Annotated in this window: 26 protein-coding genes; 12 read left to right on the top strand and 14 right to left on the bottom strand. The window is 54.4% G+C overall.

The features are described from left to right. Window positions 1–12 precede the first annotated feature (12 nt). The 6 genes from betA (at window position 13) to PU624_RS11965 (ending at window position 4,854) form a co-directional block, all read left to right on the top strand. Complete coding sequence (betA, locus tag PU624_RS11990; RefSeq protein WP_283547794.1) at window positions 13–1,692, top strand: choline dehydrogenase; 1,680 nt, start codon at window positions 13–15, stop codon at window positions 1,690–1,692. 442 nt (window positions 1,693–2,134) lie between these two features. After that, window positions 2,135–2,485, top strand: coding sequence for a multidrug/spermidine efflux SMR transporter subunit MdtJ (gene mdtJ / locus PU624_RS11985; RefSeq protein ID WP_283547793.1), 351 nt, complete (start codon window positions 2,135–2,137; stop codon window positions 2,483–2,485). Continuing rightward, complete coding sequence (gene mdtI, locus PU624_RS11980) at window positions 2,472–2,801, top strand: multidrug/spermidine efflux SMR transporter subunit MdtI (RefSeq protein WP_090960284.1); 330 nt, start codon at window positions 2,472–2,474, stop codon at window positions 2,799–2,801. The genes mdtJ and mdtI overlap by 14 nt, the downstream gene beginning before the upstream one ends. A 200-nt stretch (window positions 2,802–3,001) precedes the next feature. Further along, window positions 3,002–4,144 carry an acyltransferase family protein gene (locus PU624_RS11975; protein ID WP_283547792.1) on the top strand — a complete coding sequence of 381 codons (1,143 nt, stop codon included), beginning with the start codon at window positions 3,002–3,004 and terminating at the stop codon, window positions 4,142–4,144. A 163-nt stretch (window positions 4,145–4,307) separates the two neighbouring features. Next, window positions 4,308–4,568, top strand: coding sequence for a hypothetical protein (locus PU624_RS11970; RefSeq protein WP_283547791.1), 261 nt, complete (start codon window positions 4,308–4,310; stop codon window positions 4,566–4,568). Between the two features lie 100 nt (window positions 4,569–4,668). Next, window positions 4,669–4,854, top strand: coding sequence for a hypothetical protein (locus PU624_RS11965; protein ID WP_283547790.1), 186 nt, complete (start codon window positions 4,669–4,671; stop codon window positions 4,852–4,854). Window positions 4,855–4,949: 95 nt separating this feature from the next. Here PU624_RS11965 and PU624_RS11960 read toward each other — a convergent pair whose 3' ends face one another. The 7 genes from PU624_RS11960 to copC all read right to left on the bottom strand — a co-directional run bounded on the left by PU624_RS11960 (window position 4,950) and on the right by copC (window position 10,369). Continuing rightward, window positions 4,950–5,087 carry a hypothetical protein gene (locus tag PU624_RS11960; RefSeq protein ID WP_283547789.1) on the bottom strand — a complete coding sequence of 46 codons (138 nt, stop codon included), beginning with the start codon at window positions 5,085–5,087 and terminating at the stop codon, window positions 4,950–4,952. A 203-nt stretch (window positions 5,088–5,290) separates the two neighbouring features. Further along, entirely contained in the window at window positions 5,291–6,313 is a 1,023-nt protein-coding gene (gene adhP / locus PU624_RS11955) for an alcohol dehydrogenase AdhP (protein ID WP_283547788.1), read from the bottom strand. 687 nt (window positions 6,314–7,000) lie between these two features. Next, window positions 7,001–7,441 carry a WapI family immunity protein gene (locus PU624_RS11950; protein WP_283547787.1) on the bottom strand — a complete coding sequence of 147 codons (441 nt, stop codon included), beginning with the start codon at window positions 7,439–7,441 and terminating at the stop codon, window positions 7,001–7,003. 18 nt (window positions 7,442–7,459) lie between these two features. Then, entirely contained in the window at window positions 7,460–8,134 is a 675-nt protein-coding gene (locus tag PU624_RS11945) for a hypothetical protein (RefSeq protein ID WP_283547786.1), read from the bottom strand. A gap of 601 nt (window positions 8,135–8,735) precedes the next feature. Beyond that, the gene (locus tag PU624_RS11940) at window positions 8,736–9,083 is read right to left on the bottom strand and encodes a YebY family protein (RefSeq protein ID WP_010670792.1); all 348 of its coding nucleotides are present in this window, start codon (window positions 9,081–9,083) and stop codon (window positions 8,736–8,738) included. Between the two features lie 28 nt (window positions 9,084–9,111). Beyond that, entirely contained in the window at window positions 9,112–9,987 is an 876-nt protein-coding gene (gene copD / locus PU624_RS11935; RefSeq protein ID WP_283547785.1) for a copper homeostasis membrane protein CopD, read from the bottom strand. Window positions 9,988–9,991: 4 nt separating this feature from the next. Further along, complete coding sequence (gene copC / locus PU624_RS11930) at window positions 9,992–10,369, bottom strand: copper homeostasis periplasmic binding protein CopC (RefSeq protein WP_283547784.1); 378 nt, start codon at window positions 10,367–10,369, stop codon at window positions 9,992–9,994. 150 nt (window positions 10,370–10,519) lie between these two features. Between copC and PU624_RS11925 the strand changes: the two genes are divergently transcribed. Together PU624_RS11925 and exoX are read left to right on the top strand one after the other, a co-directional pair. Continuing rightward, entirely contained in the window at window positions 10,520–10,753 is a 234-nt protein-coding gene (locus tag PU624_RS11925) for a DNA polymerase III subunit theta (RefSeq protein ID WP_033733020.1), read from the top strand. Then, window positions 10,750–11,421 (top strand): exodeoxyribonuclease X, encoded by a 672-nt coding sequence (gene exoX, locus PU624_RS11920; protein ID WP_283547783.1) that lies wholly within the window; start codon window positions 10,750–10,752, stop codon window positions 11,419–11,421. The genes PU624_RS11925 and exoX overlap by 4 nt, the downstream gene beginning before the upstream one ends. On the opposite strand, the gene PU624_RS11915 is transcribed toward exoX, so the two are convergent. Continuing rightward, a complete protein-coding gene (locus tag PU624_RS11915) occupies window positions 11,415–13,478 on the bottom strand; it encodes a prolyl oligopeptidase family serine peptidase (RefSeq protein WP_283547782.1) in 2,064 nt (687 codons plus the stop codon). The genes exoX and PU624_RS11915 overlap by 7 nt on opposite strands. Before the next feature lie 126 nt (window positions 13,479–13,604). Further along, window positions 13,605–14,261, bottom strand: a complete 657-nt coding sequence (locus PU624_RS11910) for a tellurite resistance TerB family protein (protein WP_283547974.1) — start codon at window positions 14,259–14,261, stop codon at window positions 13,605–13,607. A 164-nt stretch (window positions 14,262–14,425) separates the two neighbouring features. Here PU624_RS11910 and purT point away from each other — a divergent pair, with 164 nt between their 5' ends. Beyond that, window positions 14,426–15,604, top strand: a complete 1,179-nt coding sequence (purT, locus tag PU624_RS11905; protein ID WP_283547781.1) for a formate-dependent phosphoribosylglycinamide formyltransferase — start codon at window positions 14,426–14,428, stop codon at window positions 15,602–15,604. 34 nt (window positions 15,605–15,638) lie between these two features. On the opposite strand, the gene PU624_RS11900 is transcribed toward purT, so the two are convergent. Then, complete coding sequence (locus PU624_RS11900; RefSeq protein WP_283547780.1) at window positions 15,639–16,277, bottom strand: bifunctional 4-hydroxy-2-oxoglutarate aldolase/2-dehydro-3-deoxy-phosphogluconate aldolase; 639 nt, start codon at window positions 16,275–16,277, stop codon at window positions 15,639–15,641. Between the two features lie 215 nt (window positions 16,278–16,492). After that, window positions 16,493–17,968, bottom strand: coding sequence for a glucose-6-phosphate dehydrogenase (gene zwf / locus PU624_RS11895; RefSeq protein WP_090960230.1), 1,476 nt, complete (start codon window positions 17,966–17,968; stop codon window positions 16,493–16,495). Between the two features lie 364 nt (window positions 17,969–18,332). Here zwf and PU624_RS11890 point away from each other — a divergent pair, with 364 nt between their 5' ends. The 3 genes from PU624_RS11890 to PU624_RS11880 all read left to right on the top strand — a co-directional run bounded on the left by PU624_RS11890 (window position 18,333) and on the right by PU624_RS11880 (window position 22,078). Beyond that, window positions 18,333–19,211: a MurR/RpiR family transcriptional regulator gene (locus PU624_RS11890; RefSeq protein ID WP_283547779.1), complete on the top strand. Its 879-nt coding sequence runs from the start codon at window positions 18,333–18,335 to the stop codon at window positions 19,209–19,211. A gap of 107 nt (window positions 19,212–19,318) precedes the next feature. Next, window positions 19,319–20,761 carry a pyruvate kinase gene (gene pyk, locus PU624_RS11885; RefSeq protein WP_010258665.1) on the top strand — a complete coding sequence of 481 codons (1,443 nt, stop codon included), beginning with the start codon at window positions 19,319–19,321 and terminating at the stop codon, window positions 20,759–20,761. Between the two features lie 84 nt (window positions 20,762–20,845). Then, window positions 20,846–22,078 carry an MFS transporter gene (locus tag PU624_RS11880; protein ID WP_283547778.1) on the top strand — a complete coding sequence of 411 codons (1,233 nt, stop codon included), beginning with the start codon at window positions 20,846–20,848 and terminating at the stop codon, window positions 22,076–22,078. Between the two features lie 140 nt (window positions 22,079–22,218). Here the strand turns inward: PU624_RS11880 and lpxM are convergent, their stop codons facing one another. The 3 genes from lpxM to znuA form a co-directional block, all read right to left on the bottom strand. Next, window positions 22,219–23,193 (bottom strand): lauroyl-Kdo(2)-lipid IV(A) myristoyltransferase, encoded by a 975-nt coding sequence (gene lpxM, locus PU624_RS11875; protein ID WP_283547777.1) that lies wholly within the window; start codon window positions 23,191–23,193, stop codon window positions 22,219–22,221. Between the two features lie 124 nt (window positions 23,194–23,317). Further along, window positions 23,318–24,649, bottom strand: a complete 1,332-nt coding sequence (mepM, locus tag PU624_RS11870) for a murein DD-endopeptidase MepM (RefSeq protein WP_283547776.1) — start codon at window positions 24,647–24,649, stop codon at window positions 23,318–23,320. A 13-nt stretch (window positions 24,650–24,662) separates the two neighbouring features. Further along, window positions 24,663–25,610 (bottom strand): zinc ABC transporter substrate-binding protein ZnuA, encoded by a 948-nt coding sequence (znuA, locus tag PU624_RS11865; RefSeq protein WP_283547775.1) that lies wholly within the window; start codon window positions 25,608–25,610, stop codon window positions 24,663–24,665. Window positions 25,611–25,676 lie beyond the last annotated feature (66 nt).

Here is a 25,676-nt window from a genome sequence, read left to right as displayed (position 1 = left end):
GAGGAACGACGAATGGAATTTGATTACATTGTTATCGGAGCCGGCTCCGCAGGAAACGTTCTGGCTACCCGTCTGACCGAAGACAGCAACGTGAGCGTTCTGCTGCTGGAAGCGGGCGGCCCGGATTACCGTTTTGATTTTCGCACCCAGATGCCTGCGGCCCTCGCCTTCCCGCTGCAGGGTAAACGCTATAACTGGGCGTATGAGACCGAGCCAGAGCCTTATATGAATAATCGCCGCATGGAGTGTGGTCGCGGCAAAGGTCTGGGCGGTTCATCGCTGATTAACGGCATGTGCTACATCCGCGGTAACGCGATGGATCTCGATAACTGGGCCAGCGAGCCTGGTCTGGAGAACTGGAGCTATCTGGATTGCCTGCCCTACTACCGTAAAGCGGAAACCCGCGATATCGGCCCGAACGATTTCCACGGCGGCGATGGCCCGGTGTGCGTCGCGACGCCTAAAGCGGGCAACAACGTGCTGTTTGAAGCGATGATCGAGGCGGGCGTGCAGGCGGGTTATCCGCGCACGGACGACCTGAACGGCTATCAGCAGGAAGGTTTCGGTCCGATGGATCGTACCGTAACGCCAAAAGGTCGCCGCTCCAGCACCGCCCGTGGCTATCTCGATATGGCCAAAGGCCGTCCTAACCTGAAGATCATCACGCATGCCACCACCGATCGCATTGTGTTCGACGGCAAGCGCGCGGTTGGCGTGGAGTATCTGCAGGGCGACAGCAACACCATTAACAAAGTCACCGCTCGCCGTGAAGTACTGCTGTGTGCCGGTGCTATCGCCTCGCCGCAGATCCTGCAGCGTTCTGGCGTGGGCTCGCCTGAGCTGCTGAAGCAGTTCGACATCCCGCTGGTTCACGATCTGCCGGGCGTGGGTGAAAACCTGCAGGACCATCTGGAGATGTATCTTCAGTATGAGTGCAAAGAGCCGGTCTCTATCTATCCGGCCCTGAAGTGGTGGAACCAGCCGAAAATCGGTGCAGAGTGGATGTTTAACGGCACCGGTATTGGCGCCAGCAACCAGTTTGAAGCGGGCGGCTTTATCCGCAGCCGTGAAGAGTTCACCTGGCCGAACATTCAGTATCACTTCCTGCCGGTCGCGATTAACTACAACGGTTCCAACGCCGTTGATGCGCACGGCTTCCAGTGTCACGTCGGCTCAATGCGCTCGCCGAGCCGCGGTCATGTGCGCCTGAAGTCACGCGATCCGCGTCGTCATCCGGCCATTCTGTTTAACTACATGTCGCATGAGCAGGACTGGCATGAGTTCCGAGATGCTATCCGCATCACGCGCCAGATCATCAACCAGCCGGCGCTGGATAAGTATCGTGGCCGTGAAATCAGTCCGGGACTGGATTGCCAGACGGACGAGCAGCTGGATGAGTTCGTGCGTAACCACGGCGAAACCGCTTATCACCCGTGCGGCACCTGTAAGATGGGTAACGACCCGATGGCCGTCGTGGATGGCGAAGGTCGTGTGCATGGTCTGGAAGGATTACGCGTGGTCGATGCGTCGATTATGCCGCTGATCATCACCGGTAACCTGAACGCCACCACCATCATGATCGGTGAGAAGATTGCCGACAAGATTCGCGGACGCGAACCACTGCCGCGCAGCACGGCATCTTACTATGTCGCGGGTGATGCGCCCGTTCGCACGGTGCCGCAGCGCGCCTAATAATACGTGACATTGTCACGCAATTAAGCCAGGCACGCTGTTGCCTGGCTTTTTTTTTCACTGTTCAGCGCATCCTCTCTTTCAGGCATCCTTTCCCCCTACATCATTTCGCATAATCTTCTATTCCCGAATCATCAAACCTTAACCGACATCAAACGAAGCAGCATCTGCTGTTGATTTCATGATGCGCAGAATGGTATAAATCCGGCGTGTAGTTAACCGGAGGCACTATCCGTCCACTGATGAGAAGCAACAATGTGGATGCGTCGTAAATTTTATGCGCAGAATGTTCATGTCATACCTTTCCCCCACTTTCCTTTCTGGCTGGAACGTCGCCGATCAGCACTGGCGTGACGCCCTGTAGTCCCCTCACCACTTCGACACTGTTCTGAGTCTGCCCTTACTGTGGCAGGTCGTCATTTATCGTTGCTGGAGAGCACCCATGCGCGCCTGGGTTTTACTGTCACTCGCTATTATCACTGAAATTATTGGTACCCTTTTTATGAAGTGGTCCAGCCTGAACGGCAGCCATTCTGGCTACCTGCTGATGCTGGTCATGATTGCCTGTTCTTATATTCTGCTGAGTTTTGCCATCAAACGTATCGCGCTGGGCGTGGCCTATGCCCTGTGGGAAGGGATCGGCATCATGCTGATTACGTTATTCAGCGTGCTGCTGTTTGATGAAGCGCTGTCTGCCATGAAAACAGGCGGACTGATGACGCTGATCGTCGGGATTGTGTTGATCAAGACCGGCACCCAATCATCAGCGGAGGTTAATCATGGTCATCGCTGATTTCGTCCACGCTGCCTGGCTGGCGCTGGCTATCGTGCTGGAGATTGCCGCCAATATATTCCTTAAATATTCTGATGGGTTTAAGAAACCGCTGCACGGTCTGCTATCGCTCTGCTGCGTCCTGCTCGCATTCAGCGCACTCGCTCAGGCGGTCAAAGGTATCGATCTGTCGATCGCCTATGCGGTCTGGGGTGGTTTTGGGATTATCGCCACTGTCGCGGCCGGATGGGTGTTATTTGGTCAGCGACTGAATCGGAAAGGCTGGGCCGGACTGACGCTGCTGCTGGCCGGTATGATCCTGTTAAAGCTGGCCTGACAGGCTTTCCCATTCAGTAATCCTGGTTAAGGGTGTGCCACTGCACGCCCTTAACTTCCCGTGCTCTACCGCCCCATTCCGGTTGATTTCTTCCATTTTCCTCTGCTCGGATTCTTCTTACTTTTGTAAAGGCCCGTTTACATATCTCTTGCCTTAAGGCTTAGTGAGCGCCGAAAGTCGGATAAAAACGAGGAACAGATATGTCTGCAACACGAGGTTGGTCTACGGAGCTGGAGGGCTTGCGCGGTATCGCGTCTCTCTGGGTACTGGTTGGCCATATCAGCTTACTGGTTCATTGCCACATCACGCTCATTTCATCGCCTGGCATCGGGGTCGATCTGTTTATTCTGTTATCGGGTTATCTGATGGCGAAAAACTATGTCGAACGTCAGCAGAAAGAGCCGTGGCAGAGCGCGGAGACCATTAAGAAGTTCTGGATCCGTCGCTTCTTCCGTATAGCCCCGCTCTACTACCTGCTGTTAATCATCGCGCTGATTTATGGCCCGTGGTTTGGCGAGATGCGTGACACTATTGCTCATTTCTATTCCGGCACCGCCACTGAATCGTCGCGTTACACCGACCAGTCGCTGGCAAACATCCTGACCCACTTCAGCTTCCTGTTCGGCCTGCTGCCTGAATATGGTTTTAATACCGTGCTGCCTGACTGGAGCATCGGGCTGGAGATGCAGTTCTATGTGCTGTTCCCGTTCATCATGCTGGTGACGCTGCGCTTTGGTTATGCAGCCTCGCTGATTGGCATCATGGCGCTCTGCTGCGCCGGGCGGTATGTGCTGGCGGATTATTATGAGGCGTTTGAGATGCCTTCCATGATCCTGATTAAGCTCAACATGTTCCTGGCGGGCATGCTGATGGCCGAAGCGGTTCGCCGTAAATCGCTGCTCTACGTCGCCTTTGCGCTGCTTGGCCCGGTGGCGAGCGTCGCGATGGGCTTGGGCGCGATTAAGCTGCAGATCATTATGGAAGCGCTGATGATTGTCGGTATGACCGCGATTCTGTGGCAATACCCGCAGGGCAGCCTGATGGCAACGCTGATTGCTCTGCCGCGTAAGCTGCTGAACAACCGTCTCAGCACGTGGCTGGGCGACGTGTCGTTCTCGGTCTACCTGCTACACCTGCTGATTGTCATCCCGATGATTGCACTACTGCTCACGCACACAGATATTGAGTTTAAGAGCGACATGATGCGCTTCCTGATCGTCTGCGTCTCCGCCATCCCGGTGACCTACGCGCTGGCCTCTCTGCTCTATAAGTATGTTGAGAAGCCGGGTATCCAGATTGGTAAACGTGTGCTGAAGCCGAAGCTGGCCGATCAGACCAGCTGAGTTCGCTGATAATCATGATTAAAAAGCCCCTGACTGGGGCTTTTTTTATTGGCTCTGATGCTGTTAGCAGCCCTGCACGGGCAATGATTAAGTGCCGCCGCCAGCACGCCTGCTGAGGTGGACTACACTTTTCCGGTTAGCAATCTGACTCAGAGGAGAGAACATGAGCATTCAGCATCTGCTGCTATCCACCGATGGTGGCGCGGTGATTATTGAATCAGAACAACTCGAAAGTGAGCTGGTTATCCCGCCGCACCTGCAAACCCTGACCGGTGGTGAAGCTGACAGCGATATCGGCCATCGGGTGGCGGTGACAAAGCACTACTGCAAGGGACGCTACTACGCGGTAGCCCTTGATCGCCACGCGGCCAGCAATGAAATCGATGACGTGATTGATCTGCTGCATCCTGCCCCGCTGGAGTAGCCCTGGTCGGCCAGAATACACACTGCCGCTGAATGTCCGCCGGGGACAAGCGCACTGTTGCCGCTTTGCGGCATCACCCTTAAAGAAGAGGATAAGCATCATGCAAAAGAAGAAATGGTTTGTTTCGTACGTGATTAAGCCAAAAGGTGAAAATCATGTCACCACGCACGCCTTTATCGAGGGCGACGATGTTGAGGAGGCGCTGGAAGCCTATATGTTTGAAACGAAAAAAAGCCTGTCGCTGGAGACTGAAGAGCTGACGCTGCTGTCAGTGAGTCTGGTGTAACTTCTGATTAACCTCGCAATCGCGGGGTTTTTTATACCCTGTATAAGGGTCATTTTTATTTATGTTTTTTGTGGTTTCCCTGGTGCAGCACTCAGTTACTTAGTGGGATAAGGCCAGGCGTGATCCATGCCCGTTGATGACATCAGACCCGTAATAGCCAGATACGCCAGTATCAGGACAAATAGCACAATTGCTGCGATTTCAATGGATTTCAGTAAGTGATGCTTCGCCATAAATAACCCTCCTTCGTATGTGTGTAATCAGTTTTCACCCATAAACTATAATGTTACCGGTAAAGTGCAAGTGAAAATCACATTATGAAACATAAAGCCGGGTTTATTAATAGTCAGAGGGATTGTGCTCTGAAGTGCTCTGATGGAAATTACAGGCATAAAAAAGCCCGCACGCGGCGGGCATTGACGCAATTCTCTGTATTTTACTTCGCTGGCTGACCGGTAAAGTCGATCACCATCCTGCCACGGATTTTGCCCTGAATCATTTCATCGAAGATGTCATTGACCTCACCAATCTTCCTTTTGGTCACCTTCGGCACCACCTTCCCTTCTGCCGCAAACTGGAACGCTTCCGCCAGATCGTTTCGTGTTCCGACCAGCGATCCCACCACCTGGATACCATCAAGCACCAGACGCGGGATATTCAGGCTCATCGCTTCCGGCGGCAGTCCAACGGCCACGACGCGCCCTCCTGCTCTTACTGCATCCACTGCGGAGTTAAAGGCCGCTTTGGCCACCGCCGTCACCACTGCTGCATGTGCTCCGCCGGTTTTCTCCTGAATAATGCGGGCCGCATCTTCGCTGGCCGAGTTAACCACCAGATCGGCCCCCATCTCTTTCGCCAGTGCCAGTTGCCCATCACTCACATCAACGGCAATCACTTTGGCGTTAAAGACATTTTTTGCGTATTGCAGGGCGAGATTTCCCAGCCCGCCAAGACCGTAAATCGCCAGCCATTGACCAGGTTTGACCTCTGACACTTTTACCGCTTTGTAGGTGGTGACACCGGCGCAGGTCACGCTACTGGCGGCGAATGGATCGAGTCCATCAGGGACTTTAACCGAGTAGTCTGCAACCACGATGCACTCTTCAGCCATGCCGCCATCGGCGGTAAAACCGGCATTGATGACCGTTCTGCAGAGCGTTTCGTTACCGGAGTTACAATATTCGCAGTGACCGCAGCCCTTAAAGAACCAGGCGACGCTGGCCCGATCGCCAGGCTTGAGCGAGGTCACATCCGGCGCGACTTCCTCAACGATACCGATCCCTTCGTGACCCAGCGTTACGCCCGTCTTATCGCCGAAATCACCGTTTTTCACGTGCAAATCGGTATGGCATACACCACAGCATTCCATCCTGAGCCGGGCTTCACCGGTTTTGAGAGGACGCAGCGTCTTCTCTACCACTTCAACCTTGTGTTCACTGTTAGCAATTGCCGCTTTCATAAACGTTACTCCTTCTGATTGAAGGTCCAGAATAAGCCAAACCGGAGTGATGACAAGATGACAGGTTAGCTTTGGGTGCGGGTCTGGGCGGGTTGTTGCGGCTTTTGCGAGTGGGGTCGGTTTTTGGGGGTGGAGGTGGGGGATGGTGTTGTTTGCTCGCGCAGCAGGTCCGGCGTGCTGACTCCAGCTGGAATCATTGTGAGGGTTCTGAGAGGAGTCATTGTGATGGTTCTGAGAGGAGTCATGACAGTACATTTGTCGAAACACTTGTTCAACTAACCTCTTGAATAAAATTTCACATATGCATACGAAACAGCAATTATCCATACTAAGCAAGGAACCGCTGCATGCTCAGTAATAAACCGTGCAAATAAATATAACCCTGACACCATGATTGCTAAAAACACACAATCAGAAAAAGATTTTATCAGCCACAGTATGAATTTTTTCATTTTAGCCATTCCCATAAAATGCAACTTCGACTTTCCCCTCTTTATTAACCACAGCATCCTCCTGACAGGGTGTTAGGATAAATGTCTAAATGAACCTCCGTTCAGAAGATAAAATAAGTGCAAAGTGTTCAGCCTGTGAGCCTTACAGGATCTTCATATTTTGAATGGCCAAAAAAGTCAGTCTGCATAAGTCGCCGCCGGGCGGATTCATACAAAATGATAAACAACCAGCGGCTTAATTCTGCCATTCAATCATTTCATCAAGTCGCTTCAAAATGTCGGGAAAATAGCTTTCATTAAGACCAAAACTACCTTTCACCTGAACACTGTCGGCATGGGGTTCCGGTCGGAGAATAAAATCAATAGTTACGCTATCAATAGTATTTTCATTTGTCAGTATCATATCAAGCTGACGAATATCACTATGATATTTAAACGACTTTAGCTTTTTCCGCTCAATTATCGCCTGATGAAAAGCTGAAAATTCTTTTTTCAACATCTTCAACTCTCCGACAGTGAACTCCGTCTTAAACGCCACTTTCAGACCACTTACCGAGAATTCAATCCAGGACTGTATCCAATCCCAGTGATGGTTAACAGGATCGGCTTCATCATCTGTTACGCGTTCAAATGGTGCAATTGCGAAAGTAAATTCCTCATTCCTGATATCAAACATAAAAAATGTTCCTGTTTGTTAATGAAAATATTTAAAATGAGATATTGTCCAGTCCGATTCTCTGACAATCACCTCAAATTTATATTTCTGATGGACATACTCCCGAAGCTGCTTATCGAAACGCAATTTATAAATGTCTGCTTCGTATCGAAACATCCCCTTACCTTCCCGCGGATCTGGCATTCTCTTTCCATAACGAATAGCCCTTTCCTGAATTTGTAAAGGAACATATCGAGCGGGGTCGTACATATGGCCTGCGGCTGTTTCCGTCATTTTAAGATTGCGCGCATGTAGCCCGAATTTCAGCCGCCCACGTAAAAGAGATACTGTACTCTTACTAATTTTTACGGAAATTGCTGCACGTGATCCAGCTTCAAATAGTACCCGTCCGGTACGAAGAATACGAAAAACCCCCAACGCTAATAATGCAATGTCAGTTGGATCAATTAGCGGTGTTTCAAGTGGCGCTTCTTCCAGCCTGACAAAATGCCCCTGAACATCATAAATCTGCCACAAACCTGGAGCCTGTGCGACCGAATAACCGATACACATACCGCTGGTTTCATCTGTTATGGGCTTTGCATTTCCTGTTAAATGGCTGGGGCGAATCTCAAAAAAAACGCCCTGAGGCAATCTTGACTCAAATGTGTAGTAACGTCCGGGTTCCTGTTGTGCTGCTGTTCCTGAAATCATTCTCGATCCCTCGTTCATGATAATGGCTGCTTTATAGTGCCACAGGATGATAAAACAATCATTCTTCGATAGCTGCCCGTCCGTCCGCTAGAGACCTGAAAATACCTGCATCCCCTTCTGTATGAACTGTGTTTCTGAGCACACCTTCACTCAATGGGTACCGGATGAATGATTATCGTCACTGTGCCCGCGTTATCGAAATCAGTAACGGTATCCCTTTCATGAAGACCTGATCCAATGTAATGCATGAATGGGAGTATTTGCTGAAGCGCGCGAAATGAGCGGTCAGGAATATATGATGGTATGGATTGAATATTATGAATTCAGGGTATTTCGTAACAATCACAAAAAAAATTTATAATCATAAAAACAAAAAAAGACCGAATACGATTCCTATATTCGGTCCAGGGAAATGGCTCTCAAGGAGCCGTGCGCTAAAAGTTGGCATTTATGAAGGCGGTGTCGCCTTGCAACTTAAGGTTAGAACAGCGCGGTGGAAATGCCAGCAAACGCGGGGATCAGGGCCATAAACCGGATCAGTTTGTGATCGCAACGGCAAAAATCCGTGATTGGGCGCAGCGCGAGGCTGCACCCGAGAGGTTTATTTACCGCACAGCGCCTGGGTGCGCTCGACAATCGGCTGCAGGCTCATCATCTGGCCCGGATGCGCTTTGTCTTCGGCCTGAATCACGCTGATCGGCTGCGCTTTCACCTGCTTGTTTTTAAACAGCGTATCGGCGATGTCGTTCAGCGGGTATGTCATCAGCGTGCTTGGGTTGATGGCAAACATCGCGCCATCTTTCTCGCAGGTGAGCATCACTTCTTCACGGTTAAACGGCCACTTCTCTTTACCGATCTCAAAGCGGCTGACGGTAATGATTTGTGCCGCCAGCGCCTGGCCGCATACGGATAACAACAGGATTGCGGGGATCACTTTCTTCAGCAACATAACTACCCTTTTCTCTCTTAAACCACATTCAGGCTGGTGACAGCGTGGCAAATACGCTCACCAGCCCAACCACTCCACACGCCAGCAGCAGTTCAAGCTGCGTCATGCGAATAAATTTTTGCTGCGTCCCGCTGCCCGGCAGGCGAAAGCGCGGCACCAGCCAGTATCGATTGATCAGCGCCACCAGCACCATCAGGGCAACCAGCAGTACTTTGCAGAGCAACAACACACTGTAGCGTGAATCGTGCCACATGAGTGGCCAGCCTGCGATCATCACGCTGTTTATCACGCCGCTCAGCAGTGTTAACGCGACCGCAAGATGACCATAGCGCGAAAACCGCATCATGGTGCGGATAGCGTCGCTGCGGCGATCGATCTGGCGCGCCTCACGCATCAACAGCAGCAAGGGCAACAATCCACCTACCCAGAACGCTGCCGCAATCAGATGCATTGCCTGGTTGATCTGCTGAAGCAGACCGGGCAACCCATCGCGCATCGCGGCATGACCAATCAGAGCCATGCAGGCCAGTTGCAGCACGCCTGCCAGCAGTAACACCTGCTGACGCAGCTTTCCGGTCAGTAATAGCGCGACAACGGCCACAACACTAAAAAGCATTTCCCACTGCCACACCGCACCGAAGTGCGTTCCCAGCACCGCCAGCCAGATGTCGCTATCGGTCAGGTTAGTGCTGTCGCCACTCATCAACACGTTCTGGCAGGCCAGCATCGCCAGCGCACTCAGCAGCGCCAGCCACGCACTCCCCTTCACCAGCGGGTTTAACCGTTGCGCCAGCAGGGGGCGATAGCGTTTAGGTGCAAGCAGCGCGCTGTAACAGGCGCTGCCGGTCAGCAACATCACGGCGGCGAAATGCACTCCGCGCAGCAGGATCCAGAGGGTATTCACCGGGTTACTTCACGCTAAAGCGATAGCTTCCTGCGGTTTTATGTCCGTCCACCGACAGCACATGCCAGTTGACCTGATAACTGCCCGCCTTCAGCGGCTGAGGCAGGCCGACAATCAGCCGGTTTTTCTGACCCGATTCAACGCGGGCTTTGGCGGTCGCGACCGGCTTCTGTGCATCGTCAAGCAGCGTGACGCCGCTGAACGCCGCTTCAATATCTTCACTGAAGTTCAGCGTCAGCGCGTCGGGGGATGCCGTGACCTGCGCTTTGGCCGCCGGGAGGGAAGACTGGAGATGAGCGTGCGCCGCCGCCAGCGAGCTGAACGCCATCAGTCCGGCTGCCGCTATCGCGATAACCATGCGGGAAATGGGTTTTTTCTGCATAATATCATCCTTTTAACCGCCGCCAGGGCGATAAACGTGGCAAAAGGATACGCTGCTGTATTTGCACTGTCGAGGCCCGCGGTGCGATCCTTATCCTTGATTCAGACCGCCGAAAACATTACTTTTGCCGGCTATCGTCAGGAGAATATTATGAGCCATAACCTTGCCGTGCTGTCCCAGGAAGAGAAAGACAAGATCAATGTCGATTTGGCGGCAGCTGGCGTGGCGTTTAAAGAGCGCTATAACATGCCGGTCGTTGCGGAGATGGTGGCGCAGGAGCAGCCCGAAGCGCTGCGTGACTGGTTCCGTCAGCGTCTGATGCAATACCGCCAGGCGTCACTCAGCCTGTCGCGCCTTCCTTATGAACCGAAGATGAAGCAATGATGTTTCGCGTGATCGATACCGAAACCTGCGGACTGCAGGGCGGCGTAGTTGAAGTTGCGTCCGTGGATGTGATCAACGGCCAGATTGTGAATCCGATGAGCGATCTCACCCTGCCCGACCGCCCTATCAGCCGTCAGGCGATGGCGGTGCATCGCATCACAGAAGCGATGGTCGCCGGAAAACCGACCATTGAAGAGGCGATCCCGCGCTATTACGGCAGTGCCTTTTACGTAGCGCACAACGCCAGCTTCGATCGCCGGATGCTGCCGGAGATGTACGGTGAATGGATCTGCACCATGCAGCTGGCGCGTCAGCTCTGGCCGGGCATTAAATATGGCAACCAGGCACTGCGTCATTCGCTGAAGCTGGATGTGACGCCACCCGCTGACCTGCATGCGCACCGCGCGCTCTATGACTGCTATGTCACGGCCGCACTGCTGATCCGGATTATGGAGACCTCCGGCTGGAGCGCTTCCGAGATGATTGTGCGTTCACAACCGGCAGCCCAGCGCGACGACATTTTGCCGTTCGGCAAATATCGCGGCCAGGCGATTGCGGTGATTGCGAGGAAGGATCCGGGCTACCTGAAGTGGGTACTGAATAATGTCAGCGACCTGCGCCCGCCATTGCGGCAGGCGCTGAATAAATATCTGTCGGAGTCTCAGTAATCCTGAGTAGGCGGTAAGGTGCCCTGCGCCAGTCCCAGCAGGAAGGTGTACTCCATCGCAATCCCTTCATAAGCTTTGTAGCGCCCAGACTTGCCGCCGTGACCGGCATCCATATCGGTACAGAGCAACAACAGGTTATTGTCGGTTTTCATCGATCTCAGCTTCGCCACCCACTTGGCCGGTTCCCAGTACTGCACCTGTGAATCGTGCAGGCCGGTGGTGACCAGCAGGTGGGGATAGTCCTTTGCCTCAATGTTGTCATAGGGGCTGTACTGGCGGATGTAGCGGTAGTATTCCGGATCGCTGGGATTGCCCCACTCGTCATACTCGCCGGTTGTCAGCGGGATCGACTCATCCAGCATCGTGGTGACCACATCGACAAACGGCACCTGAGCCACCACGCCGTGGAAACGCTGCGGTGCCATATTGATCACCCCGCCCATCAGCAGGCCGCCCGCGCTGCCGCCCATCGCATAAAGCCGTTCCGGGTGGCCGATGCCGCGCGCCACCAGGGCATTTGTGACATCGATAAAGTCGGTAAAGCTGTTCATTTTGTTGAGCAGACGACCGCCGTCATACCATTGCTGTCCCAGTTCACCGCCGCCGCGCACCTGTATCAGCGCATAGACAAAGCCGCGATCCAGCAGGCTCAGGCGGCTGACGCTGAAATCGGCATCCATGCTGCTGCCGTAGGCGCCGTAGCCATAGACCAGCATCGGATTATGACCGGGCTGATAATGTTTACGGTGATAAACCAGCGAAACCGGCACTTCGGTGCCATCGCTGACTTTGATCCAGTGATGTTCGCTTTTGTAATCCTCCGCGTTAAAGCCTTTAACCTGGCTCTGCTTCAGGATGTGGCGTTCGCCGGTATCCATATCCAGTTCAAACAGCGTGGTCGGTGTGGTCATCGATGAATAGCCGTAGCGCAGTTTGCTGGTACGCGGCGTCGGGTTGTAAGCCAGCCAGGTCACATAGGTCGGATCGTCAAAGGCGATGCCGCTGGTCTCGCCGCTGGCCCAGTTAATCTGGCGCAGGCTGGTCAAGCCGCGCTGACGCTCTTCCACCACCAGCCAGTCGCGGAACAGCTGAAAATCTTCCATCACCACCTGTTCCCGTGCCGGGATCAGCGTTTCCCAGCGTGACTCATCCAGATAACGGCTGCGATACAGCCCGAAGTTTTTGCCATCCCGGTTGGAGCGAATGAAAAACTGATGATCGTAATGGTCGATGCTGTATTCATGATCGCGACGGCGCGGCAGAAAGACATGCGGCTGCGCATCGGGGAAGTTCGCATCGATCAGCTGAATTTCGCTGGTATTGGTACTGTAGAGCGCAATCATGATGAACTGTTTGGAGGTGGTCTTGTGGACGCTGAGATGATAGGTGTCATCCCGCTCTTCATAAACCAGTTGATCATCGGACTGTGGCGAGCCCAGCTCGTGTCGCCAGACCTGATAAGAGAGCAGCGTTTGCGGGTGTTTGCGCACATAGTAAACGGTGCGCGAATCGTTGCCCCAGGCGAAACTGGATGAGGCATTACTCAGCACTTCGGGATACCAGCTGCCGCTCTCCAGGTTGCGGAACCGGATGCCATATTGCCGCCGCGACAGGAAATCTTCGGCCAGCGCCATGACCCGGTTATCGGGGCTGATATGCAGCGCGCCCATGGTATAGAAATCGCTGTGCGAGGCGCGCTGATTGGCATCCAGCAGCAGGCTCCATTCACCGGACTCCTCACTCGCTGCCGGCTGGCGGTAATAAGCCGGATATTCATTACCGGTCTGGTAGCGACTCTGATAGCGGTAGCCATTTTTCACATAGGGCACTGAGTGATCCTCAGGCGGCAGCCGATCGATAATCTCTTTTAATACCCGGTCCTGCAGCGGCTGCTGTGACGACATGATTTTTTTGCCGTAATTATTTTCGGCACGCAGGTAATCAAGAACCTCGCTGTTTTCGCGTTTGTCGTCGCGCAGCCAGTAATAGTCGTCAACGCGCGTCTCACCGTGCAGCGTCATCTCATGGGGTATTTTTTTTGCGATGGGTGCTTTCATCCATCCGTCTCCGTGAACGCAATGATCTGTAAGCGTAACACTTCAGCAGCCGGAAGCCAGATTTGACGAGAGAAGCTGCCGCTGGCGAATCACCTCCTGTGACCCGTCAGCGGAAAATCGGGGGGATTAACTTGCGGGCAGACGGGCTTTTTCAGCGTCAAGATCCTGCTGAATGTCGTCGCGCACATCCTGAGGGATTTTCAGCGCGTCGCCCAGCGCGGAGAGATAACTGCGCTCCATAAAGTGATCAACGTCAATGGCGGCACAGCTGAGGAAGTAAAGCTCCAGCGCCTCTTCCTCGTTTTTCACATCGGCGGCGAGCCACTGCGGATCCAGCGGGCGGTTCATCGCTTTCTGAATCAGCTGTTCCGCATCCTGGCCGTAACCGGACTGATGAATGTTCTGCTCAATGGCTGCCCGTTCCTGATCGTCGATGTGTCCGTCGCTTTTGGCGGCAAACACCAGCGCCGTCACCAGACGTTCTGCGCGCAGATCAACGGGCGTCTGCGCCACGCCAAAGTCAGGTTCATTCTGATGCGCTTCGCTGACCCGCTGTTTATATTTATTCCACAACACTGCGCCTGCGGCCGCGCCACCGCCCACAATCAGGGCTTTTCCGCCATATCTGGTCAGCAGTTTGCGCGACGACTTACTGGAAATCAGCATCGCGGCCAGACCACCGAGCGCACCGGGTGCCAGCATGTCACTTAAGCTGCCGCCCGATTTGCCCTCACCGCTCTTCTTCGCCAGCACCGACTGAATCTGTTGTAACCAGTTATTCATCATTCACTCCTTTCAGGATGTCAGCCGCTATCCTGACCAAAAGGATGTCAGGAAACGTCAGAGCGGGAAAAGTACGGCAAAAAGTGGTGTCAGCGGGAGAAAGATGAGAACGCAATCGTTTTCGTTTATACTTGCGCGCGAATTTTGACTGCTTAGGGGAATGTATGACGACTCTCGGAACAGCGCTGCGTCCGGCGGCGACGCGCGTGATGCTATTAGGTTCAGGTGAACTGGGTAAAGAGGTGGCGCTGGAGTGTCAGCGTCTGGGTGTGGAAGTGATCGCGGTTGATCGTTACCCCGATGCGCCGGCGATGCACGTGGCCCATCGCAGCCATGTCATTAACATGCTGGATGGCGCGGCGCTGGCTGCGCTGATAGCCGAAGAGAAGCCTGATTTTGTGGTACCGGAAATCGAAGCCATCGCCACGGATACGCTGGTTGAGCTGGAGCAGCAGGGCCAGCGCGTGGTTCCGACCGCCCGTGCCGCAAAGCTGACGATGAACCGCGAAGGCATTCGTCGCCTGGCGGCTGAAGAGCTGTCGCTTCCTACCTCCAGCTATCGCTTTGCCGACAGCAAGGCACGCTTCGATGAAGCCGCCGCAGAGATCGGTTTCCCCTGCATTGTGAAGCCGGTGATGAGCTCATCCGGTAAAGGTCAGAGCTTTATCCGCGATGCCAGCCAGCTCGATAAAGCCTGGGACTATGCCCAACAGGGTGGCCGTGCGGGTGCCGGTCGCGTCATCGTTGAAGGGGTCGTCAACTTCGATTTTGAGATTACCCTCCTCACCATCAGCGCCGTCGATGGCATTCATTTCTGTGCGCCAATCGGTCACCGTCAGGAAGATGGCGATTACCGTGAATCCTGGCAGCCGCAGCAGATGAGTGACCTGGCGCTGCAGCGGGCACAGGATGTTGCTGCGCAGGTCGTTAAGGCGCTGGGTGGCTATGGCCTGTTTGGCGTTGAGCTGTTTGTCTGTGGTGATGAGGTGGTATTCAGCGAAGTGTCACCGCGTCCACACGACACCGGTATGGTGACGCTGATTTCGCAGGATCTGTCAGAGTTTGCGCTGCACGTGCGGGCGTTCCTGGGTCTGCCGATTGGTGGGATTCGTCAGTATGGGCCATCGGCGTCTGCCGTTATTCTGCCGCAGCTGACCAGCCAGAACGTGCAGTTTGTGAATGTCGAAGCGGCGCTGGGTGCCGGTCTGCAACTGCGGCTGTTCGGCAAGCCGGAGATCAGCGGGCAGCGTCGTTTAGGTGTGGCGCTCGCCAGCGGTGACACCACCACTCAGGCGATTGCTCGTGCAGTTGCCAGTGCTGCCGCGGTCACGGTTAAGGGGTAAAGGTGTGCGGTGAGCAGAGGCTCACCGCCATCACTTACTTCGCGCCTTCGACAGCTTCGCGTGCCAGGCGGGTGATGCGATCCCAGTCGCCCGCTTGCAGCGCGTCGTCAGGCACCAGCCAGGAGCCGCCGATGCACAGCACGCTTTTCAGCGCCAGATAGTCACGGTAGTTAGCCGGAGAGATGCCGCCGGTCGGGCAGAAACGCACCTGCGGGAAAGGTCCGCCAATCGCCTGCAGCGCTTTAACACCGCCATTCGCTTCTGCCGGGAAAAACTTAAACTCGCGCAGACCGTAGTCCATACCCGTCATTAACTCAGAAACGGTGCTGATACCCGGAATCAACGGAACCGGCCCTTCAACCGCTGCTTTCAGCAGTGATTCGGTGACGCCAGGGCTGATAACAAACTGCGCACCGGCATCGGTCACTTCCTGTAACTGCTGCGGATTAATCACTGTGCCCGCACCGACGATCGCATCCGGCACTTCTTTGATCATCGCACGCAGTGCATCCATCGCCACCGGCGTACGCAGCGTCACTTCCAGCACTCTGACACCGCCTGCCACCAGCGCTTTCGCCATCGGTACGGCGTGTTCCAGTTTATTCACCACGATGACCGGCACGACAGGTCCGGTGGTCAGAATCTGTTCAGCACTCGTTTTCCAGTTTTTCATCAGTTCCCCTTTCTTGATAACACCGGGATTGCGACCCGGTCATGGAGCTTCGGCTCCTGCCCTTTAAATTGCGTCACTACCATACATGATCCGCTTCCTGAGCGTCTATCATCCTTCGACCATTTTTGAAACGGCAGTTCATTTTTACGCATTCCGACTGGACCGGTTTAAGGGCGAAAAAAAAGCCCGCGTTGCGGGCTTCATCATCACTTCAGTTATTCAAACTCATTCCACGAGCGGCCATCGCGGGTGATCATCGCCACCGAGGCCACCGGGCCCCAGGTACCTGCCTGATATGGCTTAGAAGAGTCGCCATCTGCAGCCCATGCGTCGATAATGGAATCCACATAGGTCCACGCGGCTTCCACTTCATCACGACGTACGAACAGCGCCTGGATGCCGCGCATGCTCTCCAGCAGCAGACGCTCGTAAGCATCCGCCAGGTGCGACTGGTTAAACGTCTCGGAGTAGCTCAGATCCAGCTTAGTGGTCTGCAGTTTGTGCTTGTGATCCAGACCTGGCACTTTGTTCAGGATCTCGATATCCACACCTTCGTCCGGCTGCAGACGAATCGTCAGCTTGTTCTGCGGCAGCTCTGAGTAAGAATCTTTAAACAGGTTCATCTCAGGATTTTTGAAGTAGACCACGACTTCAGAGCACTTGGTCGGTAAACGCTTACCGGTACGCAGATAGAACGGCACGCCTGCCCAGCGCCAGTTGTCGATATCGACACGAATCGCGACGAAGGTCTCGGTGGCGCTCGACTTGTTAGCACCCTCTTCTTCCAGGTAGCCTGGCACTTTTTTCCCCTGCACAAAGCCAGAGGTGTACTGACCGCGCACGGTTTTTTCACGCACGTTGGTCTGATCGATGCGACGCAGCGAGCGCAGCACTTTAACTTTTTCGTCACGGATGCTGTCGGCGCTGAGATCGGACGGCGGCGACATGGCGATCATGGTCAGAATCTGCAACAGGTGGTTCTGGATCATGTCGCGCATCTGGCCCGCTTTATCGAAATAACCCCAGCGGCCTTCGATACCCACTTCTTCGGCCACGGTGATCTGCACGTGGTCGATGGTGCGGTTATCCCAGTTATTCACGAAGATGGAGTTAGCGAAGCGCAGCGCCAGCAGGTTAAGCACGGTCTCTTTGCCGAGATAGTGGTCAATACGGAACACCTGGCTCTCTTCAAAGTATTCGCCAACGCTGTCGTTGATCTCCTGCGAGGTTTCCAGTGAGGTGCCCAGCGGCTTCTCCATCACGACGCGCGCCGGTTTGGCATTCAGCTTCGCGGTGCCCAGGCCCTGACAGATTGCGCCAAAGGTGCTCGGTGGCATCGCAAAATAGTTGATGGTGGTGCGGTTTTTCTGGTCCAGCATCTTGCCCAGTTTCGGGAAGTGCGTGGTGTCATTCACATCGAGGTTGCAGAAGTCGAGACGGTTGCTGAGTTTGTCCCACAGCGCTTCGTCAATCTTCTCCTTCATGAAGGTTTCCAGCGCTTCACGTACCACTTTGGTGTATTCCGCTTTATCCCACTCAGCACGGCCGACACCAATAATACGGGTTTCCTCGTGGATCTGACCCGCTTTCTCTAACTGGTACAGTGAAGGCAACAGTTTACGGCGTGCAAGATCGCCTTTGGCACCGAAAATCACCAGATCGCATGCCTGGGCTATTTGTGTTACCGCCATTTTCCTCTCCTCGTTGCAGGATAGTCCGGTGGTGATGCATCCTCTGCCACCGGGTCCAGGTTATTATTTTCTTTCAGCACAATGTACTTTTTTCCCTGCGCCAGGTAAACCGACTCGCCGGGTCAACCGCATTAACTCTGTACCGGATGTGCTAAGCGCGTGTGATGACGCGTGCGGATTGCCGGTTTTTTCTGTTTCTGTTGGTGTCAGAAAAATCTGGCACTGGTCAAAGTATCCCAAAAAAAACGGTTATCGACTTGTCAGCCGTTGCGCTTGCCAGGTGCTGGCGCGATATAGTCTCTGTTAATCGACTCCTGCGACAGTGATAATTGAAATTGATAAAAGTGATTATGGTCATCAGCTTATGAATATGCTGGAAAAAATTGAGGCGCAGTTCGCTGCGCTGAGCAAAGCGGAACAGAAAGTCGCCCGGCAGATTCTGGCTGAACCGCAGGCGGCGATGCACTCCAGCATCGCGACCCTGGCTGGCATTGCCGGCGTCAGTGAACCTACCGTGAACCGCTTCTGTCACCGACTGGGCGCGCGGGGCTTCCCCGACTTTAAACTGCAACTGGCGCAGAGCCTGGTAAAAGGCAGCAGCTGGGTCAGCCGGGGCGTTGAAGACGACGACACGGTAGAGAACTACAGCCACAAAATCTTCGACTCGGCGCTGGCCGGGCTGCAGCGGGTTCGCGATCAACTGGACAGTTCACAGCTGCAACAGGCGGTGACCCTGCTCGCGCAGGCCGACAAACTCGCCTTTTTCGGGCTGGGTGCGTCCGCTGTGGTAGCGCATGACGCTTTCACCAAATTTCTGCGCTTTAATCTGCCGGTCATCTGGTCAGACGATATTGTGATCCAGCGCATGAGTTGCATAAATAGTCGAGCCGGTGACGTTTTTGTTCTCATTTCGCATACTGGGCGTACAAAAAATATGGTAGAACTGGCTCGCCTGGCCCGTGTAAACGGTTCCACCGTTATTGCCATCACTTCTCCCGATTCACCCCTTGCCCATGAAGCCGCGATAGCTTTAGTGCTTGATGTACCGGAAGATACGGATGTCTATTTGCCGATGGTGTCGCGCCTGGCGCAGTTGACCGTGATCGATGTGCTGGCGACCGGTTTTACCCTGGAACGGGGTGCGCCCTTCCGGGAAAACCTGAAACGTGTGAAAGAGGCGTTGAAAGCGTCGCGTTACGAAAAGAACACCATTCGGGAAGAGGATGATCAGCAAAAAAATTAACATCACATTTACAATGTGAGTCGTATCACAACCCATCGATCATATAGAATAGATAACCATGCCGTGTCCACAGTCCATGACACGCTAATCAGTTAACGGAGTCCTCGATGTCAAGACGTCTCAGAAGAACCAAAATCGTTACAACCCTCGGCCCGGCCACCGATCGTGATAATAACTTAGAAAAAATCATCGCTGCCGGCGCGAACGTTGTACGACTCAACTTCTCTCACGGCACGCCAGAAGATCATCAGTTACGTGCCGATAAAGTGCGCGAGATTGCCGCAAAACTGGGTCGCCATGTGGCTATCCTGGGCGACCTCCAGGGACCAAAAATTCGTGTTTCGACCTTCAAAGAAGGCAAAGTTTTCCTGAATATCGGCGATCGCTTCCTGCTGGATGCCAACCTGGGTAAAGGCGAAGGTGATAAAGAGCGCGTCGGTATCGACTACAAAGGCCTGCCTGCAGATGTGGTGCCAGGCGATATCCTGCTGCTGGATGATGGCCGCGTGCAGCTGAAAGTGCTGGAAGTTCAGGACATGAAAGTGTTCACCGAAGTTACTGTCGGTGGCCCGCTGTCGAACAACAAAGGCATTAACAAGCTGGGTGGCGGCCTGTCGGCTGAAGCGCTGACCGAAAAAGATAAAGCGGACATCATCACCGCTGCCAAAATCCGCGTCGATTATCTGGCCGTCTCTTTCCCACGCTGTGGCGAAGATATGAACCTGGCGCGTCGCCTGGCGCGTGAAGCGGGTTGTGACGCCAAACTGGTCGCTAAAGTGGAACGTGCCGAAGCCGTAGCCAGCCAGGAAGCGATGGATGACATCATTCTGGCTTCTGACGTGGTAATGGTGGCGCGTGGTGACCTGGGCGTTGAGATTGGCGATCCGGAACTGGTCGGCATTCAGAAAGCGTTAATTCGCCGTGCCCGCCAGCTGAACCGCACCATCATTACCGCGACCCAGATGATGGAGTCGATGATCACTAACCCGATGCCAACCCGCGCAGAAGTCATGGACGTAGCGAACGCCGTGCTGGATGGTACCGATGCCGTCATGCTCTCTGCGGAAACCGCTGCGGGTCAGTATCCGGCTGAAACCGTCTCGGCGATGGCGAAGGTTTGTCTGGGCGCGGAGAAGATTCCAAGCGTCAACGTCTCCAAGCACCGTCTGGACGTGCAGTTCGACAACGTCGAAGAAGCGATCGCCATGTCTTCTATGTATGCGGCGAACCACCTGCAGGGTGTTACGGCGATCATCACCATGACCGAGTCGGGCCGTACCCCGCTGATGACCTCACGTATCACCTCGGGCCTGCCGATCTTCGCAATGTCACGTCATGAACGCACCCTGAACCTCACCGCGCTCTATCGCGGTGTTACACCTGTGTTCTTCGACAGTAACAACGACGGTGTGGCAGCCGCACACGATGCGGTTAACCTGCTGCGTGACAAAGGCTTCCTGGTCTCCGGCGATCTGGTCATCGTGACGCAGGGTGATGTGATGGGCGCCACCGGCACCACCAACACTACCCGTGTCCTGCGCGTGGATTAATTGCGCCCGGGTTTACATTGTCGGTGTAGAATCAACGACGCGACTGCCTGGCAGTCGCGTTTTCTTTTCTGACAAGGAGGCAAGATGCCCCGTTTCCAGCCCATCAGCCAGCTTACCGGCCGAATTTTACTCTTTCCTCTGGCGTTAGTGCTGTTCGAGTTTGCTACCTATATTGCTCACGACATGATCCAGCCTGGCATGCTGATTGTCACTAATGAGTTCTCCGTCGGCCCTGAATGGGTTTCCACCTCGCTGACCGCCTACCTCATTGGTGGTGTGGTGCTGCAATGGCTGCTGGGCCCGCTCTCCGATAAGTTTGGCCGGCGACCGGTGATGCTGTTCGGCATCCTGTTCTTTGCTGTCGCCTGTATGCTGACGCACTGGGTCAGCTCGATAGAAGAATTTGTCAGCCTGCGCTTTATTCAGGGCATCAGCCTCTGCTTTATTGGCGCGGTCGGCTATGCCGCGATTCAGGAAGCCTTTGATGAGGCGCTGGCGGTGCGCATGATGGCGCTGATGGCCAACGTAGCGCTGCTGGCTCCGCTGGCAGGGCCACTGGCCGGAGCCGCCTGGCTTACCGTGGGCAGCTGGCGCAGCATGTTCTGGCTGTTCGCCGCCTGCAGCCTGCTCGCTTTTGTGGTGCTATGGCGCGTGATGCCCGAAACCGCAGGCGACCGCAGCCACTCCATTGCCCTGCCCAATCTGGCGCGCAACTATGGCCGACTGATGAAAGATCGGCTGGTGATGTATGGCTCCTTTGCTATCGGGCTGGTGTTCATCCCGATCCTCACCTGGGTTGCCCTTTCACCGGTGATCCTGATGCATGACGAAGGTCTGTCACGCATGCAGTACGCGCTGCTGCAGCTACCCGTGTTTCTGGCGATGATCGCCGGTAACCTGACGCTGAGTAAACTGGCCGGACGCGTGCCGATTGAACAGCCGGTAAAGTTTGCCGCCTGGCCGATTCTGATTGGCCTGAGCCTGGCGCTGGTAGCAAGCCTGCTCAACGGTCACAGTTATCTGCTGATTACTGCAGGCCTGAGCCTTTACGCCTTTGGTGCTGGCATGGTGAATGCCGGACTCTATCGCCTGACGCTCTACGCCAGCAATGAAGGCAAAGGCAGCGTAGCGGCGATGCTGGGGATGATCAGTATTCTGACGCTGGCGGTGGGAATTGAACTGGCGAAAAGCGGCTACTTCAGTGGCGGCACGCTGTGGTTCTGTCTGATTAACTTTATCAGCGGCGTGCTGTGGTTTGGTCTGGTGATCCTGTTTATGCGCGAGCGTAAACGTCGCAGCAGGCTGGAAGCGTTGTAAAAAGCGGCGCAGTCGCTTTTCTCAGACGGCTACCCTGGTCAAAGCGATGGGAGCATACGCCCGTAGCAAAGCCTGCTCCGTTTCAGAGTTTTCAGCGCGTAAACTTCAGGATCAAAAAAGGCCGCGAAAGCGGCCTTTTTCTATTTGCGTGGATAAAGCTCTTTGCGCGAATAGGGTTCGATATCACCCTCTTTGCGGGTCTTCAGCAGCTTAAGGATCCACGTGTACTGCTCGGGATGTGGGCGAACAAACACTTCCACCTCTTCATTCATCCGGCGAGCCAGCTGGTGATCATCTGCCTCCAGCAGATCGTCCATCGGCGGACGCACATAAATCTCAAGCTTGTGCGTTTCGCTGTTATAAACCGGGAACAGCGGCACCACGCGGGCGCGACACACTTTCATCAGTCGGCCTACGGCAGGCAGCGTCGCCTTGTAGGTAGCAAAGAAATCGACGAACTCGCTGTGCTCGGCACCGTGATCCTGATCGGGCAGATAATATCCCCAGTAACCCTGACGTACTGAACTGATAAACGGCTTAATCCCGTCGTTGCGGGCATGCATCCGGCCGCCATAACGACGACGGGCCGTATTCCAGGCATAGTCCAGCAGCGGGTCGCTCTGATTGTGGAACATGGCCGCCATCTTCTGGCCTTCTGACGCCAGCAGCATGGCAGGAATATCCACCGCCCAGCCGTGTGGCACCAGGAAAATCACATTCTGCTGCTCAGCTTTCATCTGGTCGATGATTTCACGACCATGCCACTCAACGCGCTGCCGGATGCGTGCAGGATCGCGCAGCACCAGCTCGGTCATCATTGCCATCGCCTGCGGTGCAGTCGCAAACATCTCATCGACCAGCGTGGCACGCTGCTCTTCGCTGAGTTCAGGCAGGCAATAATAGAGGTTAATCAGCGCACGGCGACGTGCACCTTTTGCCAGCTTACCGGCGAAACGCCCTAAACGGCCCAGCAGCGGATCGCGCACTTTCGGCGGTAAATAAGCCAGACCCGCCAGCGCACCAATTGCCAGCCAGCTGCCCCAGTACTTAGGTTTGAGAAAAGAACGTTCAAAAACGGGAATAAATTCAGTGTTATTTTTTTTACGGGTTTCCATGCACTCGCCTCAAGCAATGACCGGCTTATGATAGTGACGACCTGAAAATTTGCAATCATCCTGCGCCAGATAGCAAAAAACCGACGGGAAACCGTCGGTTTTTGCGCGATTTGACGAAATTCGCTTACTTCAGACCCAGCTGAGGCAGCCAGGATTTCACCTGCGCCATGTAATCGCTGCGATCTTTGCCGGTCAGGCCTTCCATGCGCGGCAGCTTCGCCGTTAACGGGTTGACCGCCTGATTATTGATCCAGATTTCGAAATGCAGATGCGGCCCGGTAGAGCGTCCGGTGTTGCCGGACAGTCCGATACGGTCGCCACGCTTCACTTTCTGACCTGGCTTCACCAGCACTTTCTTCATGTGCATATAGCGCGTCATATACTGACGGCCATGACGGATAGCGACATAGTTACCGGCGGCACCGCCGTTCTTCGCCACGACGATCTCACCATCACCCACCGCCAGCACCGGCGTTCCGATTGGCAGCGCAAAGTCGACGCCTTTATGTGGCGCGATACGGCCAGTGACCGGATTAAGACGACGCGGATTAAAGTTCGACGAGACGCGATACTGCTTAACCGTCGGGAAGCGCATAAAGCCGCGGGCCAGACCAGAGCCGCTGCGATCGTAGAACTTGCCATCTTCAGCGCGGAAAGCGTAATAGTCTTTTCCACCGCTACGCAGGCGCACACCCAGCAACTGACTCTGGGCACTCTTACCATCCAGCATTTCACGTGACATCAGAACGCTGAACTGGTCACCCGCACGCAGCTTACGGAAATCCATCTGCCACTGCATCGCCTTGATCACGGCGCTGGCTTCTGCCCCGCTTAATCCTGCACGCATGGCGCTGGCGGCAAAACTGCCACGCACTTCGCCCTGCATCACGCTGTTGCGCCATTCGCCCTTCTGCATCTCCGCATCCATCTTAAAGCCACCGGCTGGGGTGCGCTCATAGGTGCGGGTCTCGCGGCGGGAAATTTCCCAGCTCAGGGTTTTCAGGCCGCCATCGTCATCCAGCGTCCAGCTCAGCTGCTGACCGACCTGCAGATTACGCAGATCGCGATCGCTCATCACCAGCGCATTAATGTCGCTGATGTCGATGCCATACTGATTCAGGGCGCTGCTCAGGGTATCGCCGGATGACACGGTGTAGTCGTGAACCCCTGCCGTATCCGGCACGTCGGTGTCGACATCGTCCGCAGGCAGCTCTTCGTCCGGTTCCGGTGTGCTCTGATCGATCGGCTCACTGGCTTCAGGTAACAGCGTGCGGAAGGTGTTCTTATCCAGCTCAATGTTTTTAACGATGGGCGTAACATCATCGGTGGGATGATAAACGTAAGGCCGCCAGACAGCGACGGCCAGAGTGACTACAGTTAACGATCCCAGCATTACGCGGTGGGGGCGCGGCAAATTATTAAATGCGAGGGCGACAGAGCGGGCTATCTGCTGCACTTTTACCTATTCCTCATGCTCCATTCAGGCAGCTTTCATACTGGCTCGACAGTTGTGAGAGGAATTTCACATAGCTGTCTTTGGCTAAGCTGATGTCTGTGCCCAGGGGATCGAGCGTGCCTTTACGCACCTGCGTTCCGCGGGAAACAGCATCGATGACTGCTGGTCTGAATTGTGGCTCAGCAAAGACGCAGACCGCCTTTTGCTCAACCAACTGTGTTCGTATCTGGTGTAAACGCTGAGCGCCCGGTTGAATTTCAGGATTGACGGTAAAGTGCCCGGTGGGCGAAAGACCGTAGTGCTTTTCAAAGTACGTGTAAGCGTCGTGAAAAACGAAATACCCTTTATTTCTTACCGGAGCAAGTTGTGCGCTAACGCGTTTGTCCGTGTCCGCCAAAGCTACCTCAAACTGCTGGAGGTTGGCGTCAAGTTTGGCCTTATCTTGTGGCATAAGTTCCAATAATTTTCCATGGATTGCAACCGCGGTTTTACGCGCAATCTCTGGCGACAACCACAGGTGCATATTAAACTCGCCGTGATGATGGTGATGAGCCTCAGCATCCCGATCTTCGGATTTTTCCGCTGTGTGTTCATCTTCCTCTTCAGCACCGCTAATCAATAACGGTTTTATCCCGTCGATGTTCACCATCGCGAGGTTTTTCCGGGCCGGTAGTTCAGCGGCAGATTTCGCCATAAAGGCTTCCATTTCTGGCCCGACCCAGACGACTAAGTCCGCGTTTTTTAAGCGTTTTGCATCAGAGGGCCGCAGGGAGTAATCGTGTTCAGACGCACCGTCCGGCAGCAGCACCTCAACCGGTGTAACGCCATCTGCAATGGCCGCAGCAATAAAACCTACCGGTTTGAGTGAAGCCACGACATTCGCCTGGGCAGGAAGGGTAAACAAAGCTGAAACAGATAAAGCGGTTAAGGCAAAAATTGCGCCCTTTTTATTATGTAACATATTGCGTCATTCCATCGTGACCGTGAGGTGGAATGTGATATTATAACATTCGAAATTCTGTGCAAC

Origin of the sequence: Pantoea sp. Lij88 (assembly GCF_030062155.1) — a bacterium.
GTDB lineage: Bacteria > Pseudomonadota > Gammaproteobacteria > Enterobacterales > Enterobacteriaceae > Pantoea.
The sequence above is the reverse complement of the archived record's forward strand: the minus strand, read 5'-3'. Positions and strand labels throughout refer to the sequence as shown.